Source organism: Streptomyces sp. NPDC001348, assembly GCF_053597535.1.
Window position 1 is genome coordinate 150387 of sequence record NZ_JBSFIK010000008.1, and the last position, 16625, is coordinate 167011.

General features: G+C 71.0%; 12 protein-coding genes. 7 read left to right on the forward strand and 5 right to left on the reverse strand.

Annotation, left to right across the window (positions count from 1 at the left end; translation table 11 throughout):
* Positions 1 to 15: 15 nt before the first annotated feature.
* Entirely contained in the window at positions 16 to 1731 is a 1716-nt protein-coding gene (locus ACWC21_RS11310) for an NAD-dependent malic enzyme (RefSeq protein WP_450880475.1), read from the reverse strand.
* Between the two features lie 323 nt (positions 1732 to 2054).
* Between ACWC21_RS11310 and ACWC21_RS11315 the strand changes: the two genes are divergently transcribed.
* Positions 2055 to 2582, forward strand: coding sequence for a DUF1062 domain-containing protein (locus tag ACWC21_RS11315; RefSeq protein ID WP_450880477.1), 528 nt, complete (start codon positions 2055 to 2057; stop codon positions 2580 to 2582).
* 93 nt (positions 2583 to 2675) lie between these two features.
* Here the strand turns inward: ACWC21_RS11315 and ACWC21_RS11320 are convergent, their stop codons facing one another.
* On the reverse strand, positions 2676 to 3263 hold the full coding sequence (locus ACWC21_RS11320; protein WP_450880479.1) for a Uma2 family endonuclease: 588 nt from the start codon (positions 3261 to 3263) through the stop codon (positions 2676 to 2678).
* Between the two features lie 95 nt (positions 3264 to 3358).
* Positions 3359 to 4039, reverse strand: coding sequence for a GDSL-type esterase/lipase family protein (locus ACWC21_RS11325; protein ID WP_450880481.1), 681 nt, complete (start codon positions 4037 to 4039; stop codon positions 3359 to 3361).
* A gap of 98 nt (positions 4040 to 4137) precedes the next feature.
* Here ACWC21_RS11325 and ACWC21_RS11330 point away from each other — a divergent pair, with 98 nt between their 5' ends.
* The gene (locus ACWC21_RS11330) at positions 4138 to 5139 is read left to right on the forward strand and encodes a WD40 repeat domain-containing protein (protein WP_450880483.1); all 1002 of its coding nucleotides are present in this window, start codon (positions 4138 to 4140) and stop codon (positions 5137 to 5139) included.
* Between the two features lie 151 nt (positions 5140 to 5290).
* Positions 5291 to 6808, forward strand: a complete 1518-nt coding sequence (locus ACWC21_RS11335) for a cellulase family glycosylhydrolase (RefSeq protein WP_450880485.1) — start codon at positions 5291 to 5293, stop codon at positions 6806 to 6808.
* Positions 6809 to 6874: 66 nt separating this feature from the next.
* On the opposite strand, the gene ACWC21_RS11340 is transcribed toward ACWC21_RS11335, so the two are convergent.
* Positions 6875 to 8455, reverse strand: a complete 1581-nt coding sequence (locus ACWC21_RS11340) for an alpha/beta hydrolase (protein WP_450880487.1) — start codon at positions 8453 to 8455, stop codon at positions 6875 to 6877.
* A gap of 283 nt (positions 8456 to 8738) precedes the next feature.
* On the reverse strand, positions 8739 to 9857 hold the full coding sequence (gene serC, locus ACWC21_RS11345; protein ID WP_450880489.1) for a phosphoserine transaminase: 1119 nt from the start codon (positions 9855 to 9857) through the stop codon (positions 8739 to 8741).
* Between the two features lie 108 nt (positions 9858 to 9965).
* Between serC and ACWC21_RS11350 the strand changes: the two genes are divergently transcribed.
* The 4 genes from ACWC21_RS11350 (at position 9966) to ACWC21_RS11365 (ending at position 16574) form a co-directional block, all read left to right on the forward strand.
* Complete coding sequence (locus tag ACWC21_RS11350) at positions 9966 to 12800, forward strand: FAD-binding and (Fe-S)-binding domain-containing protein (protein ID WP_450880491.1); 2835 nt, start codon at positions 9966 to 9968, stop codon at positions 12798 to 12800.
* Between the two features lie 88 nt (positions 12801 to 12888).
* Positions 12889 to 14010 carry a lipid II:glycine glycyltransferase FemX gene (locus ACWC21_RS11355; protein WP_450880493.1) on the forward strand — a complete coding sequence of 374 codons (1122 nt, stop codon included), beginning with the start codon at positions 12889 to 12891 and terminating at the stop codon, positions 14008 to 14010.
* A 211-nt stretch (positions 14011 to 14221) separates the two neighbouring features.
* Positions 14222 to 14353, forward strand: coding sequence for a hypothetical protein (locus tag ACWC21_RS11360; protein WP_389154757.1), 132 nt, complete (start codon positions 14222 to 14224; stop codon positions 14351 to 14353).
* A gap of 115 nt (positions 14354 to 14468) precedes the next feature.
* Complete coding sequence (locus tag ACWC21_RS11365) at positions 14469 to 16574, forward strand: ABC transporter ATP-binding protein (RefSeq protein WP_450880686.1); 2106 nt, start codon at positions 14469 to 14471, stop codon at positions 16572 to 16574.
* Positions 16575 to 16625: the final 51 nt, after the last annotated feature.

Here is a 16625-nt window from a genome sequence, read left to right on the forward strand (position 1 = left end):
GGGTTCGCGGGTGGCTCACACCGCCTCGATCGGCGGATAGACGGGCGCCCACGTCACCGCCCGCACGGCCGCGTCCACGTCGTCCAGGTCGGCGCGCGCGACGCCGTCCTCCGCGGCTGCCGTCGCCACCGCGGCAGCGACCGCCGCGGAGGTCTCACGCAGGTCGTGGATGGGAGGCAGTACGGGCGCGCCCGGGTCGGTCACGTCCGTCTGCCGGGCGACCGCGTCCGCCGCCGCACGCAGCATGCGGTCGGTGACCTGTGAGGCCTGGGCGACGATCGCGCCGAGTCCGAGGCCGGGAAAGATCAGGGCGTTGTTGGCCTGCCCGATGTGATACGTCGTACCGCCGTGCTCCACCGGGTCGAAGGGACTGCCGGTGGCGACGAGCGCCTTGCCGTCGGTCCAGGCGATGAGGTCGGCGGGCTTGGCCTCGGCCAGGTCGGTGGGGTTGGAGAGCGGGAGGACGATCGGGCGTGCCGTGTGCTCGGCCATCTCCCTGACGAGGGACTCGGTGAAGGAGCCGCCCTGGCCGGAGGTGCCGATGAGGATGGTCGGGCGGACCCGGCGCACCACCTCGGCGAGCGGGACACCGGGCAGACTGTCGTCGCGCCGCCAGTCGGAGACCTCGTCGGCGGGGCGGGCGTACGGCACCTGGAAGTCGCGGAGCTTGTCGCCCTGGTCGTCGGTGAGCAGGCCGTAGCGGTCGACGCACCAGAAGCGGGCGGTGGCCTCGTCGGCCGACAGGCCCTCCGACACCAGGGCGTCGCGGAGCTGTTCGGCGATGCCGATGCCGGCACTGCCCGCGCCGAACACGACGATGCGGTGCTCGCGCAGGGGCACGCCGCTGGCCTTGGCTCCCGAGAGGACGGCGGCGAGATTGACGGCGCCGGTGCCCTGGATGTCGTCGTTGAAGGTGAAGACGTGGTCGCGGTAGTGGTCGAGGATGCGACGGGCGTTGGCGGGACCGAAGTCCTCCCAGTGGAGCAGGGCCCGCGGGAAGAGCTTGGTCGCGGTGGTGACGTAGGCGTCGATGAAGGCGTCGTAGGTGTCGCGGTCGACGCGGGGGTGCCGGTTGCCGAGATAGAGGGGGTTGTCGAGGAGTTCCTGGCGGTTGGTGCCGACGTCGAGCATGACGGCGAGGGTGCGGCGCGGGTCGACACCGGCGGCGGCCGTGTAGACGGCGAGCTTGCCGACGGCGATGTCGATGCCGCCGACGCCCCAGTCACCGATGCCGAGGATGCCCTCGCCGTCGGTGGCGACGATCAGGTCGACGTCGTCGGGGCCGAGGCCCGCGGCGCGCAGGGAACGCTCGATGTCGCCGGGGGCGTCGACGGAGAGGTACACGCCTCGGGGGCGCCGGTACTCGTAGCTGTAGCGCTTGATGGCCGTGCCCACGGTGGGGGTGTAGACGATGGGCAGCATCTCCTCGAGGTGGTCTGCGACGAGCCGGTAGAACAGCACCTCGTTGCGGTCGTGCAGAGCGGTCAGGTACACGCTCTTGGCCAGGTCGCCGGGCTGCTCACGGAACTGCGCGTAGGCACGCTCGGCCTGCTCGTCCTGGGTGAGCACACGCGGCGGTACGAGACCGACGAGATCCAGGTCCCGGCGCTCCGCGTCGGTGAACGCGGTGCCCCGGTTGAGCCGGGGATCGGCGAGGACGGCGCGGCCGCGGGCCGTGGTCCTCAGGGGCTTGTAGGTGGTGTCCCGCTCGGTCGTCCGCTCGCTCGTCATGGGGCCTCCTGACGGAAGGTCTGCGCCGGTAACTGCACGTATCGCCTTTCCGTCCAGCTCTGTCGCAATCAGGGGTGTGACGGAGTTGTCGTGACGGGTGGGAGGTGTGGGGTGCGCGGTGCTCGAAAACCGGTGGAGCGGCGCCGCTGTGCGGCATTACCGTGCTGCCGACCAAGTCGTCTGGGACAGGACGTGCCGTTGTACACCGTGTGAGACCTCCCGAGTGCTGATTCGTCGCGCGTCGCGCAAGTGCGCCGCGCTCCTTTCTGCTGCGGATTTCTCACTGGAACCGGTGTACTTCTGTGCTCGAAAACTGGGTGGTCATGCCCACCTGCCTGCCCCTCGTCGTCCGTCGTTGCCACGCGTGCGCGTCCGAACGCTTCCGGGCGAACGGCAAGTTCCGTGTCAACGCCAACCACAAGCTTGTCGACGCCTGGCTCCTCGTGCTCTGCACCGCATGCGGAGTCACCGCCAAGCTCACGGTCCTGGAGCGGATGAACGTGCGCTCCGTACGACCCGAGCTGCTGGACCGGCTGCACGGCAACGACCCCGGCCTGGCCGCTGTGCTGCTTCAGGATCCGGTCGTGCGGCGGCGCAATCGCATCGCCCTCGACTGGGACGGCGCCTGGCGCCTGGACACCGGCGGATCGGAACACCTGGACCGTGAGGTGGTCGACGTCTCGGTCCGCTTCGCGGCGCGGATTCCCGTCCGGCCGGTGCGGCTGATCGCTGAAGGCTGCGGCCTCTCACGGGCCGAGGTCGGGAGACTGGTGGCGGAGGGGAAGCTCGTCTCGGCGGTCCGGCTGAACGGCCGGCTCTCCGGCGACTTCACCTTCACGCTGAAGCGCTGAGCCCTCCGCGCGCCTGGCTGGGCCTGTTCGGCAATCCTGTCGGACAGACCCGGCCGAGGTGCCGGGCTCCTCCGGCGGGCCGTCACGGAGGAGTCAGTCGCAGGGGAACTCGTCCGTCGTGAGGGTGAGGCCGACCACCGTGTCGGTGAGGTCCACGTCGTCACCGAAGTCGACCTTCGTCTCGGTGGCGTAGTCGTCGCCCTTGGGGTGGGTGTAGACGTGGCAGCGGCGCTGGTACGGGTCGGCGATGAGGTACACGGGCACCTCGGCCTTGGCGTAGGCCGCCTTCTTCGGACCGTAGTCGTTGGCGGCGGTGCCCTTGGAGATGACCTCGGCGACGAACTCGACGTCCTCGTGACGCCAGCGGCCGTCCTCGGTCTTGGCGGCGCCCTCGGCCATCGCGGTCACGTCGGTCGCGAACCCGTTCAGGTGTCCCGGGTAGTCGATGCGCACGTCGGACTTCACACGCTTCCGCGGATACTTGGTCCGCAGCTGCTCGTAGATGTCCGCGATGATCTCCCAGTGGGTGTCCCGCTGTGGCGACATGTAGACGAACCCCTCGACGATCTCGACCTTGTATCCCTCGGGGACGGGCATCGTCTCGAGCCGCTCGAAGATCTCGTCGAGCGTGATCGTGTCGTCGCTCTCGGCCATCGCGATCCTGTCTTCAAGGACGGTCATCCTGGCGCTCCTCCCCGGCTGCTCCCCGCACGAGCGCAGCCGCGCGGTACAACGATACGCACGGTCACCAGGTCACGCGGGGACACGAGCGTCGTTCAGGCGTACGAGCCGTACTCCCCGCCCACCCCCCACTCCTCCCACATCGCCCCCGCGAACGCCCCCGCCAGCTTCCGCTCCCCGCTCTCGTTCGGGTGGGTGCCGTCGTACGTGTCGGTCTGGATGTCGTACGACTCCGGGATCGGGGCCAGCAGGAGGGAGGACGTCGGCTCGTCGAGGTCGGCGACCGTCTTCTCCAGCAGCTCGTTGAAGCGGGTCAGCTCAGCGGCGAAGGGCTCGTCCGCCTCCGCCCGGATGTTCGGGATGACCGGCAGCAGCACCATCCGCACCCGGGGACCGGCCTCCCGCGCCTCCCTGACGAACTTCCGCACGTTCTGCGTCGTCTGCTCCGCGTTGGTATAGAAGCCCAGGTCGATCAGGCCCAGCGAGACCAGGAGCACGTCCGGCCGGTGCTCGCGCACCGCGTGGCCGATCAGCGGGGCCATGTGGGCCCAGCCCTCGCCCCAGCCGGCCAGGTGGGCGCGGGGGAAGTCGGGGGCGGCGTACGCGTACGAGGTCGGGGAGTCCGTCGCCTTGTCGTAGAGCGTCTCGCGCGGGCCGACGAACGTGAAGGGGCCGTCGTACGTGGCGCACAGGTGCTGCCACAGCCGGTAACGCCACGTGTGTTCGCCCGCGCTTCCGATCGTCATGGAGTCACCGACGGGCAGGAATCTGAGCATCCGCTCATGATGGACGATCAGTGGACGGTCGAGCGGACGGCTCGGGTGTGAGGCCCGCCACCTCCGTCAACGGCGGCGCGGGATGGCAGTCTTGGGGCATGCGCCGATCGCTCGCCCTGCTCGCCGGGGTTCTGCTCACGGGTGTGTTCGCCGTGCCCGCCTCCGCCACCGACGGTGACGGCGCCGGTGACCAGGGGTTCACGATCAAGGACTCGCGGATCACCGAGTCCAGCGGTCTGGCCGCCTCCCACCTGCACCCCGGGATCTACTGGACCCACAACGACAGCAACGACGGTCCGTACATCTACGCCGTGGACAGCCGGACCGGGAAGACCGTGGCCACGCTGACCCTGAAGGGCGTCGGCTCCCCCCGGGACGTGGAGGCGATCTCCATCGGGCCCGGGAACGAGATCTACGTCGGGGACATCGGCGACAACCTCGGCGGCAAGTGGCCCTATGTGTGGGTGTACAAGCTGCCCGAGCCGAAGGTGCTGAAGGACCGGACCGTCCTGGCCAAGCAGTACGTCGTCAAGTACGCGGACGGGCCCCGCAACGCCGAGTCGCTCCTCGTCCACCCGAAGACCGGGCGGGTCTACATCATCGACAAGAACGAGGACGGCGGACACCTTTACGAGGGGCCTGCCGAGCTCTCCTCCACGGGCAGCAACATCTTCCGTCCCGTCGCCACCGTCGACCTGTGGGCGACGGACGCCGCCTTCTCGCCGGGCGGCCGGCAGCTCGCCGTACGCGGGTACTTCGGCGGCATCTACTACGACTGGAACGGCGGGAGGATCAAGCGGCGGGGACGGCTGGACGTGCCCCTGCAGGGGCAGGGCGAGTCCGTCAGCTACTCGCCCGACGGGACCAAGCTGATGTACGGCAGCGAGGGCGCCGACAGCGCCGTCCAGGCGGAGGACGCGCCCGGTGACGCCTCGTCCGGCGACTCCCCGTCCGGGAAGGGCGGTTCCGCGGCGGGCGGCGGCGGTGGAGGCGGCGGTGCCGCGTCCGACGGCTTCAAGGTGGGCGCACTCGCCGTCGCCGTCGGAGCGGTCGCCTTCCTGGGGCTGCGGCGGCGACGGCGGACGAGCGGCGGGGGCTGAGGGCCCCGCCGCGAAGCCGCGGGACCGGAATCCGCCCGGGCACCCTCTCTTGACGTGGGCATGGTGGCTCAGTTTCCTTGTGGTGCGCGGCTTATGGGAGCGCTCCCATACAGTTCCGGGGCCGCGCCTCCCCCCGAGAGGAACCAGCCATATGTTCCGCAGCTTACGAAGGGCGCTGTGCGCTGCCGCGGCGGCGCTCCTCATCCCGCTGGCCGGGGCGCAGACGGCGCACGCCGACAGCGCTGCCACCCCCGGTGCCGGCTACTGGCACACCAGCGGCCGGCAGATCCTGGACGCGGCCGGGCAGCCGGTCCGGATCGCCGGGATCAACTGGTTCGGCTTCGAGACCGGCAACCACGTGGTGCACGGCCTCTGGTCACGCGACTACAAGAGCATGATCGACCAGATGAGGTCGCTGGGCTACAACACCATCCGGCTTCCCTACAGCGACGACATCTTCAAGAGCTCCACCGTCCCGGACAGCATCGACTTCTCCGGCGGCAAGAACGCCGACCTCCAGGGGCTCAACTCCCTGCAGGTCATGGACAAGATCGTGGCCTACGCCGGGCACGACGGGCTGAAGGTCATCCTGGACCGGCACCGCCCGGACTCCGGCGGCCAGTCGGCGCTCTGGTACACCGCGTCCGTCCCCGAGTCCACCTGGATCGCCGATCTGAAGTCGATCGCGGCGCGGTACAAGGGCCAGGACACCGTCATCGGCATCGACCTGCACAACGAGCCGCACGACCCCGCCTGCTGGGGCTGCGGCGACCAGGCGACCGACTGGCGGCTCGCCGCCGAGCGCGGGGGCGACGCGGTCCTCTCCGTCAACCCCAGCCTGCTGATCTTCGTCGAGGGCGTGCAGACGTTCAACGGTGTCTCCGACTGGTGGGGCGGCAACCTGATGGGAGTCGCCCAGTACCCGGTGCGGCTGAGCGTCGCCAACCGGATCGTGTACTCGGCCCACGACTACGCCACCAGCGTCGCCCAGCAGAGCTGGTTCAACGACCCGGCCTTCCCCGCGAACATGCCGGGCATCTGGGACAAGTACTGGGGCTACATCTTCAAGCAGAACATCGCCCCCGTGTGGGTCGGCGAGTTCGGTACCACTCTCCAAGCCTCCGTGGACCAGAAGTGGCTCGCCGCGCTGGTGAGTTACCTGCGGCCGACCTCCACCTACGGCGCGGACGGCTTCCAGTGGACCTTCTGGTCGTGGAACCCCGACTCCGGTGACACCGGCGGCATCCTCAAGGACGACTGGGCGACCGTGGACACGGTGAAGGACGGGTATCTCACGAGTGTGAAGGCACCGCTCTTCCCCGGGACCGGCACCGGCGGGGGCGACGGGAACGGCGGCGGTGGCGGTACCGCCGCGTGCAGCGCCTCCTACACCGTCAGCAGCGACTGGGGCGGCGGGTTCAACGCCGAGGTGAAGGTCACCAACACCGGGACCACGGCGATCAGCGGCTGGAAGGTGACCTGGACCTGGAGCGGGACGCAGAAGGTCACCAGCATGTGGAACGCGTCGTACACGCAGACCGGCGGGACGGTCACGGCCGTCAACGCCGCCCACAACGGCTCGGTCCCCGCGGGTGGTTCGGCGAGCTTCGGCTTCGGGGGAGCGCCCGGCGGCGGCGGGGTGCCCAGCGTGAGCTGCAGCGCGTCATGACAGAAGGGCGCCCGGTGTGGCACCGGGCGCCCTTCCGGCGTCCGTGGGGCCCGTCGGGGCCGGGGATCAGAAGCGGGGCGCCCCCGGGGTGAACGGCGGCACCGGCGCGATGGGCCGGCTCACGCCGGAGCCCTCGCGGGCGGGCGCCTTGCAGGTGACGTCCTCGGCGGGAAGCCGTCCGTTGCCCAGGTAGGCGTTGACGGTGCGGTCGGCGCAGGAGTTCGGGTCCGATCCGTAGACGCCGTGGCCCTCGCCGCCCTTGACGTACACCATGCGCGAGCCCTTCAGCGCGCGATGCATACCGAGGCCGCTGACCAGGGGCGTCTGGGAGTCCCACTGGTTCTGGACGGTGAGCAGGCCGACGTTGTCGTCCACCTTGGTAACGGGCTCGGCCGGCTTGTCCCAGAACGCGCAGGGCATGATGTTGGAGGCGAAGTCGCCGTAGAGCGGGTACTTCGCCTTGTCCCGGATCGCGTCACGCCGGTACTGCTCGGGGTCGCGCGGCCAGGCCGCGGTGTCACCGCAGACCACGCTCCAGAAGACGGCGGTGCCGTTGTCGGCCGGTGGCTGGGCGGCGCGTGTGGTGAACCGGCTCGGGCTCCGCCGGTCGCCGGTTGCGGGGAAACGGCGGAGGGCCGCATGGCCGTCGGCGGCCTTCTTCACGTCGGCGATCATCTCGGCCGCTGCCCGGGGGCTGAAGAACAGGGCGCGCACGCCGGCCCGGATGTCGTCCCCGGTGACCTTCTGGTCACCGTCCACGATGGGGGTGCGGTCGGCCCGGGCGATCAGGTCCCAGAACGTCTTCTTCACCTTGGCCGGGGTGTCGCCGAGTTTGTAGGTGCGGTCGTGCCGTGCGGTCCACTTCGTCCAGCGGGTGAACGCCGGCTCGGTGCCCTCCGCCCAGACCTGGATCATGCCGCGCCAGACCCGTGCGGGGTCGACCGAGCTGTCCAGCACGAACCGGTCGGTCTGCTTGGGGAACATCTGCGTGTAGACGGCCCCCAGGTAGGTGCCGTAGGAGATGCCCAGGTAGGAGATCTTCTTCTCGCCCAGCACGGCGCGGATGACGTCCATGTCGCGGGCGGTGTTGCGGGTGGTGATGTACCGGAGCGTGTCGCCGTTCTTCGCACGGCACTTGTCGGCGACCTTCCGGGCCCACTTGACGTCGTTGCCGAACGTCTCCGCGTGGTAGGCGTGTTGGAAGTTCTGCTCCGTGTCGTTGAGACCGCAGGTGAGGGGATTGCTGCGGCCCACGCCCCGCGGGTCGAAGCCGACGAGGTCGTACTGTTCGCGGACCTTCTTGGGCAGCACGTCCTTCACCATGACCGGCATGTCGAGGCCTTCGCCGCCCGGACCGCCGGGGTTGGACAGGAGCACACCGTGCCGCTTGCCGCTCACGCTGGTCTTCCAGCGGGAGATGGCCAGTTTGATCGTCTTGCCGTCGGGCCGGCTGTAGTCGAGCGGGACCTTGATCGTCGCGCACTGGAACGCGGCGGGCGTCGACGTGTCACATCTGTGCCACGCGGGCGTCTGGTTCGTGAATCTCCCCAGCGGTTCCGCCGCTGAGGCCTGAGCCGGGGCGAGAGCCGGGACCAGCGTCGCCGTGATCCCCGCGGCGAGCACGGGCGCGAGGCGTCCTATCCGCACGATGGCCGTTCCTTTCGGTGGGTTCCAGGACGGCTCGACGATTTCGTGTCACACGGGTGCGCGAATCCCTCTGTGGTGCTGTCTTGCTACGACTCGCGGAGGACACGGAAAGAGACGTACGGAGGAGAACCCGAACGGGCTGACGACCATCCGCAGCCACCGGTGACGGGCACAGCGAAGGGCGCCCCGCGGTACTCCGCGGGGCGCCCTCAACGTCCTTACTGGCGTGCGGCCTTGCGCAGGACGCCCTCAGGACGGCCCTCAGGACGTGCTCAGAGCATGCTCAGAGCTTGTCGATCACGTAGTCGACGCACTTCGTGAGCGCCTCGACGTCCGCCGGGTCGATCGCCGGGAACATCGCGACGCGCAGCTGGTTGCGGCCGAGCTTGCGGTACGGCTCGGTGTCGACGACGCCGTTGGCGCGCAGCACCTTGGCGACGGCCGCCGCGTCGATCTCGTCGGAGAAGTCGATCGTGCCGATGACCTGGGAGCGCTTGGCCGGGTCGGAGACGAACGGGGTCGCGTGCTTCGACTCCTCCGCCCAGCTGTAGAGGCGGGTCGAGGAGTCCTTCGTACGGGCCGTGGACCAGGCGAGGCCGCCCTGGCCGTTGATCCACTCCAGCTGCTGGTTCAGCAGGAACAGGGTGGCGAGCGCCGGGGTGTTGTACGTCTGGTTCTTGCGGGAGTTGTCGATCGCCGTCGGCAGGGAGAAGAACTCCGGGACGTGGCGGCCGGACGCGTGGATCCGCTCGGCCCGCTCGATCGCGGCCGGGGAGAAGACGCCGATCCACAGGCCGCCGTCGGAGGCGAAGGACTTCTGCGGGGCGAAGTAGTAGACGTCGGTCTCGGCGACGTCGACCGGGAGGCCGCCCGCGCCGGAGGTGGCGTCCACGAGCACCAGCGCGCCCTCGTCGGCGCCCGCGACCCGCTTGACCGGGGCGGCGACACCGGTGGAGGTCTCGTTGTGGGTGAAGGCGTAGACGTCGACGCCGGCCTCGGCCCGTGGCTCGGGGTGGGTGCCGGGGTCGGAGGCGATCACGGTGGGCTCGGCCAGCCAGGGCGCGAGCTTCGCGGCCTTGGCGAACTTCGAGGAGAACTCGCCGAAGTTCAGGTGCTGCGACTTGTTCTCGATCAGGCCGTGCGTGGCGATGTCCCAGAAGGCGGTGGAGCCGCCGTTGCCCAGGACGACCTCGTAGCCGTCGGGGAGGGAGAACAGCTCGGCGATGCCTTCGCGCACCTGGCCGACCAGGTTCTTCACCGGGGCCTGGCGGTGGGAGGTGCCCAGCAGGGACGTACCGGTGGCGGCCAGCGCGTCCAGCGCTTCCGTCCGCACCTTGGAGGGGCCCGCGCCGAAACGTCCGTCGGCGGGCTTGATGTCAGCGGGAATCTGGATCTCAGCCACGAGGCGAGGTTAGCGGCTGGGGGAAACCTGGGCGAAACCTCGTCCGTCGGGTGAGACGGCGTTTCCCACCGTGGCCCCCCGTGGACGAGGGGCTGGTTTGCTGGACCCATGAGGGATCTCGAAGCGGAGCTGCGTGCCGCCGTCCGGGGCGAGGTCGGGTTCGGCGTCACCGCACGGGCCCTGGTCACCATGGACGCGTCGAACTACCGGCGGGTCCCGCTGGGGGTGGTGGCCCCCCGGGACGCCGAGGACGTGGCCGCGGTGCTCGAGGTGTGCCGGGCGCACGGGGTGCCGGTGGTGGCCCGGGGCGGTGGTACGTCGATCGCGGGGCAGGCCACGGGGACCGGCGTGGTGCTGGACTTCACCCGGCACATGAACCGGCTGCTGGAGCTCGACCCCGCCTCCCGCACCGCGGTCGTCCAGCCGGGGCTCGTCCTGGACCGGCTCCAGGAGCAGGCGGCCCCGCACGGCCTGCGGTTCGGCCCGGACCCGTCCACGCACAGCCGGTGCACGCTCGGCGGGATGATCGGCAACAACTCGTGCGGCTCGCACTCGGTGGCCTGGGGGACGACGGCGGACAGCGTCCATGAGCTGGACGTGCTCACCGCGCGCGGGGAACCGCTGCGGCTCGGCAAGGGCTGGTCCGGCGCCCCGGACGGCCTGCGCGCGCTGGTGGAGGGCGACCTGGCCCGGCTGCGCACCGGTTTCCCGGAGCTGCCCCGGCGTATCTCCGGGTACGCGCTGGACGCCCTGCTCCCCGAGAAGGGCGCCGACGTCGCCCGCTCGTTCTGCGGCTCGGAGGGCACGCTGGGGGTGCTGACGGAGGCGGTCGTGGGGCTGATCGAGGCGCCACGCGCGCGTGCCCTGGCCGTGCTGGGTTACGCCGACGAGAGCGCCGCCGCGGATGCCGCCGCCGGGCTGCGGTCATGGGGGTCCCCCCGCTCGAGCGAAGTCGAGAGTGGGGGACACCCGCTCACCGTGGAGGGCATGGCGGCCGACCTGGTGCGCTCCCCGGCGGGGCTGCCCCGGGGCGCCGCGTGGCTGTTCGTGGAGACTGGCGGGGACACGGAGGCCGAGGCACGCGCGCGTGCGGAGACGGTCGTGCGGGCGGCCGACGTCGTGGACGCGTCCGTGGTCACCGGTGCGGCTGAGCAGCGTGCCCTGTGGCGCATCCGCGAGGACGCGTCCGGCACGGCGACCCGGATGCCCGACGGTTCCGAGGCCTGGCCCGGCTGGGAGGACTGCGCGGTACCGCCCGCCCGGCTCGGCGCCTATCTGCGCGACTTCCGGGCGCTGCTGTCCGGCCACGGTCTGCGCGGCACCCCGTACGGCCACTTCGGCGACGGCTGCATCCACGTCCGCATCGACTTCGACCTGCTCACCGAGGCGGGCATCGGCCGCTTCCGCCGCTTCTCCGAGGACCTCGCCGACCTGGTCGTGGCCCATGGCGGCTCGCTCTCCGGCGAGCACGGCGACGGACAGGCCCGCGCCGAACTGCTGCCCCGGATGTACGGCGAGGAACTGGTGGCCCTGTTCGAACGCGCCAAGGCTCTCTGGGACCCGGACGACCTGCTGAACCCGGGGATGCTGGTCCGCCCGGCACCGCTCGACGCCGGGCTCCGTTTCTCCGTGCTGCCGCGCGGGCCCGTCGACGTGGCCTTCGGCTACCCGGCCGACGGCGGCGACTTCGCGGCCGCCGTGCGCCGGTGCGTGGGGGTGGCGAAGTGCCGTACGACGGTGCCGGCGGCCTCCGCCGTCATGTGCCCGTCGTTCCGGGCGACCGGTGAGGAGGAGCATTCCACGCGCGGGCGGGCCCGGCTGCTGCACGAGATGCTCGCGGGCGAGCTGGTCACCGACGGCTGGCGCTCCACCGAGGTCCGGGACGCGCTGGACCTGTGCCTGTCCTGCAAGGGCTGCCGCTCCGACTGCCCGGTCGGGGTGGACATGGCCACGTACAAGGCGGAGTTCCTGCACCACCACTACCGGGGGCGGCGCCGCCCGGCCGCCCACTACGCGATGGGCCGACTGCCGCAGTGGCTGCGCTGGGTCGCCCGTACCCGCACCGCGCCGCTGCTCAACGCCCTCGCGCGCGTACGGCCCCTCGCGGGGGTGGCCCGGCGGCTGGGCGGGATCGCGGCCGAGCGGGAGATTCCGCGGGTGGCCGGGGAGACGTTCAGCCGGTGGTGGCGACGGCGGGACGGGACCGCCCGCCCCGGCACCGGACGCCCGGTCGTGCTGTGGCCGGACACCTTCACCGAGCACCTCTCGCCCTCCGTGGGCCGCGCGGCCGTACGGGTGCTGGAGGCGGCCGGGCTCGGCGTCACGGTGCCCGCGGGCGGGGTCTGCTGCGGGCTGACGTACGTCTCCACGGGCCAGCTCGACCACGCCCGCAGGGTGATGCGCCGCACCCTCGACCTGATGGACCCGGTCCTGGAGGCGGCGACCCCGGTGGTCGTCCTCGAGCCGAGCTGCGCCGCCGCGCTGCGCACCGACCTCCCGGAGCTGCTGCACGACGACCCGCGCGCGGCACGGCTGGCGGCGGCGGTGGTCACCTTCGCGGAGGCGCTCCAGCGGTACGCCCCCGACTGGACCCCGCCGCCCGTGAACCGCCCCGTCGTCGGCCAGACCCACTGCCACCAGCACGCTGTCCTCGGCGACGGGCCCGACCGCCGGCTGCGCGCGTCGGCGGGCCTGACCGGCGAGCTGAGCGGCGGCTGCTGCGGGCTGGCGGGCGACTTCGGCTTCACGAAGGGCCACTTCGAGGTGTCCCGGGCCTGTGCGGAGGAGCAGCTGCTGCCGTCGGTCCGTCGGGCACCGCAGGGGGCGGTGGTCCTGGCGGACGGGTTCTCCTGCCGTACGCAGCTGGCGCAGCTGGGCGGGGTGCGGGGGCGGCATGTGGCGGAGGTGCTGGCGGATGCCCTTGTTCAGTCGTCTGGCGCGTGATCAGCTTCTGACGCATGATCAGCCCTTCTGTTCCGACGCATGATCGGCCAGACGCCTGATCAGCCACCCTGCGAAAGGAGCCGTTCCCATGCCCCTGACCGTCCGGCCCATCACCCGTGCGGAGCACCTGGCGTTCGTCGCCGCCCGCCCCTCGGTGAGCCATATGCAGCTGCCGTCCTGGGGGGACGTGAAGCCCGACTGGCGGGCGGAGAGCCTGGGCTGGTTCGACGGGGGCGGGCGGATCGTCGGGGCGGGGCTGGTGCTGCTGAGACCGCTGCCCAGGCTGAAGCGGTACCTGGCGTACCTGCCGGAGGGCCCGGCCATCGACTGGCACGCTCCCGACCTGGAGCGCCGGCTGGACCCGCTGCTGGCGTACCTGAAGGGGCGCGGTGCCTTCTCCGTGAAGATGGGGCCGCCCGTCGTCGTACGCCGCTGGAACGCGGAGGCGGTGAAGGCGGCGATCGCCGACCCGGGCGCGCGGCGGCTGCGGGACGTGGAGGCGACGGCGGTCGACCCGGCCGCCCTCGAACTCGCCGGCCGGCTGCGGCGCATGGGCTGGCGGCAGACCGAGCCGGGCGGCGCGGACGGCTTCGCCGCCGGGCAGCCCCGCTACGTCTGCCAAGTCCCCTTCGCCGGGCGTTCCTTGGCGGACATCCACCGGGGCCTCAACCAGCAGTGGCGGCGCAACATCAAGAAGGCCGACAAGGCGGGCGTGAAAGTCGTCCGCGGCGGCCACGAGGACCTGCCCGCCTTCTACACGCTGTACACCGAGACCGCCGAACGCGACCGCTTCATCCCGCGACCGCTGCCCTACTTCCAGCGCATGTGGACCGCGCTCACCGCCGAACACCCGGACCGTATGCGGCTGTACCTCGCCCACCACGAGGGTGACGTCCTCGCCGCCGCCACGATGATCACCGTGGGCAGCCATGTCTGGTACTCCTACGGTGCCTCCACCAGCCGCAAGCGCGAGGTGCAGCCCAACAACGCGATCCAGTGGCGCATGATGACCGACGCCCATGAACTCGGCGCCGCCGTCTACGACTTCCGGGGCATCACCGACACCCTGGAGGAGTCCGACCACCTCCTCGGCCTGCTCCGCTTCAAGGTCGGCGCGGGCGGCGAGGCCGTCGAGTACCTCGGCGAGTGGGACTTCCCGCTGAACCGGCTGCTGCACAAGGCGCTGGACGTCTACATGGCCCGGCGCTGAGAGCGCGTCCTCAGGCTGCTCAAAGAAATCCCGGCTTCTCAAAGGAACTACCCAGCTCTCCAAGCAACTCCCAGGTAATGACAGGGAGTTCACAGTGCCCCTTTGCCATTTTTGCCGTTCGGGAGCAGGGGAAGTGTGTAAGTTTCCTGGTGTCGGAATCCGGAAACGGAAATCCGCGGACCATGGAACTTCGAAACACCAGGAGTCGGTAATGAGCTTCAAGAAGCTTGCCCCGCTGCCCCCGAAGCCCAAGTCGAAGCAGCTCCCCCCGCCGCCGAAGCCGAGGCCGAAGAAGCACGCCCACAAGCCGCTTCCCAAGCCGCTGCCCGGCCAGGACCACTGATCCGACGCTGAGAGAAAGGGGCCGATGGTGCACCGTCGGCCCCCTTCGCGCATTTCTGGATTTCAAAGAGCCGGGGGACACCGGGGACGGAAAGCGGAGGGAGCCTGAAATGGATATGGACGACGGTGAGAGCGACGAGCTCGCATACGAGGACACGCCCACCATTCCCGCCCGCACCGCGTTCCGTCGTTTCTGGCCGCTGACCGGAGGACTGCGCCACCGGCTCCTGGTCGTCTGGGTCTGCACCGTTCTCGCCGCGCTGGCCGAGACCGAGGCCATCCTGCTGTTCGGTGACCTCACCGACAACGCCCTGGAGAAGGGTTCGCTCGCCGCGTTCTGGTCCCCCGCGGTCAAGTGGCTGGGCGTCGCCGCGGTCGGCGCGGTCGTCGCGTACGCGGGCAACTCGCTCGCCGCCTGGACGACCGAACGCTTCGTGATGCGGCTGCGCGAGCACGTCTTCGACCATGTGCAGCAACTGCCGCCGCACTTCTTCCAGCGCCACCGCCAGGGCGATCTGCTCTCCCGTCTGACCGGTGACGTCGAGGCCATCGAGACGATGGTCGTGTCGGGTCTGGTGGGTGCCGCGTCCGCCGCCTTCAGCGCGTTGTTCTACGCGGCCGCCGCGTTCTGGCTGCGCTGGGACCTGGCCGCCGCCACCTTCGTCCTCGCGCCCCTGTTCTGGCTCGCGGCCCGCCGCTTCTCCGGCGCCATCAAGGACGTCTCGCGTGCGGGCCGGGTCGCCGACGGTGCGATCACCTCGGTCGTCGAGGAGTCCCTCGGCAACATCGTGCTCACCCAGGCCTACGACCGCCGGGACGCGGAGCGGCGCCGCCTGAACGAGGAGGCGACCGCCTGGTTCCGCGCCTCGGTCCGCTCGACCCGTCTGAACGAGGCGTACGAGCAGCTGGTGCAGGTCATCGAGACGGTCTGCGTCCTCGCCGTGATCGGCATCGGTGCCTGGGAGATCTCCACCGGCCGCATGACCCTCGGCCAGCTCCTCGCCTTCGCCGCCTTCCTCGGCTACCTCTACCCGCCCGTACGCGGCCTGGCGCAGCTGGGTCTCACGGTCACGGCGGCCACCGCGGGCGCCGAGCGGCTCATCGAGATCCTGGACGTGCGGCCGTCGGTCACCGACCCCCGCCACGGCGGCACGGGGACCGGTCGCCCCGACGGCACGGTGGAGGTGCGGAACGTGTACTTCGGCTACCCCGGCACGGAGAAGCCCGCGCTCAAGGACCTCTCCTTCAGGGTCGGCCCCGGCGAGCTCGTGATCATCACCGGCCCGAGCGGCGCGGGCAAGTCCACGGTCTCCAAGCTCCTCCTCCGCTTCTACGACCCGGACGCGGGCGACCTGCTCCTCGACGGCGTACCCCTGCGGGAGTTCCCCCTGGCCCGGCTGCGCGAGTACATCACCCTGCTCCCCCAGGAGACCCTGGTCCTGCACGACACCGTCCGCGCGAACATCGCCTGCGGCCGGCCCGGCGCCAGTGACCAGGCGATCGAGGAGGCGGCGCGGGCGGCCGACGCCCACGACTTCATCGTCCGGCTCCCCGACGGCTACGACACCAAGGTCGACCCCAACTCGGCCCGTCTGTCCGGCGGCCAGCTCCAGCGCCTGGCGATCGCCCGCGCGATCCTGCGCGACGCGCCGGTCCTGGTACTGGACGAGCCCACGACGGGCCTCGACGCGATGGCGGCACGCCGTGTCGTCAAGCCGCTGCGCCGACTGATGAGCGGCCGCGCGACCATCATGATCACCCACGACCTCAACCTCGCCCCCGACGCCGACCGCATCCTGGTCGTGGACCGGGGCCGCATCGTGGAGACGGGCCGCCACGAGGAGCTGCTCGCGCGCGGCGGGGCGTACGCACGACTGCACCGCTCGCAGAACAGCGCCGTGATGGACACCGGTGAGCTGCGGTTGCCGCTGTCGTTCGAGACCGGGCAGGGGGTGTACGTCCAGTTCGAGGGGGACGGGCGGGTGCAGGGGTACGGGGAGGCGCGGGTGCAGGGGTACGGGCAGGGGCGGGAGTACGGGCAGTACGGGGAGGCGCAGGGGTACGGCCAGGGGCACAGCGGCTACGCCCACACCCCTGGGGGCTGGCCCGATCCCGCCGCGCATGGCCACGGCCCCGGCGGCCCCGGCGCCTCCCTCTACGACGGGCGCCCCCTGTTCCGCGACGAGGCGGTACATTACCCTGGACCGGAAAGTACATCGTGATGAACACACGCTGACCCACAGCCCCCAGCACCAGGACTGCCCCGTGAGCAC

Coding starts and splice junctions, on each gene's coding strand:
- ACWC21_RS11310 (WP_450880475.1), bottom strand. CDS start 1,731: ATGACGAGCGAGCGGACGACCGAGCGGGACACCACCTACAAGCCCCTG.
- ACWC21_RS11315 (WP_450880477.1), top strand. CDS start 2,055: ATGCCCACCTGCCTGCCCCTCGTCGTCCGTCGTTGCCACGCGTGCGCG.
- ACWC21_RS11320 (WP_450880479.1), bottom strand. CDS start 3,263: ATGACCGTCCTTGAAGACAGGATCGCGATGGCCGAGAGCGACGACACG.
- ACWC21_RS11325 (WP_450880481.1), bottom strand. CDS start 4,039: ATGCTCAGATTCCTGCCCGTCGGTGACTCCATGACGATCGGAAGCGCG.
- ACWC21_RS11330 (WP_450880483.1), top strand. CDS start 4,138: ATGCGCCGATCGCTCGCCCTGCTCGCCGGGGTTCTGCTCACGGGTGTG.
- ACWC21_RS11335 (WP_450880485.1), top strand. CDS start 5,291: ATGTTCCGCAGCTTACGAAGGGCGCTGTGCGCTGCCGCGGCGGCGCTC.
- ACWC21_RS11350 (WP_450880491.1), top strand. CDS start 9,966: ATGAGGGATCTCGAAGCGGAGCTGCGTGCCGCCGTCCGGGGCGAGGTC.
- ACWC21_RS11355 (WP_450880493.1), top strand. CDS start 12,889: ATGCCCCTGACCGTCCGGCCCATCACCCGTGCGGAGCACCTGGCGTTC.
- ACWC21_RS11360 (WP_389154757.1), top strand. CDS start 14,222: ATGAGCTTCAAGAAGCTTGCCCCGCTGCCCCCGAAGCCCAAGTCGAAG.
- ACWC21_RS11365 (WP_450880686.1), top strand. CDS start 14,469: ATGGACGACGGTGAGAGCGACGAGCTCGCATACGAGGACACGCCCACC.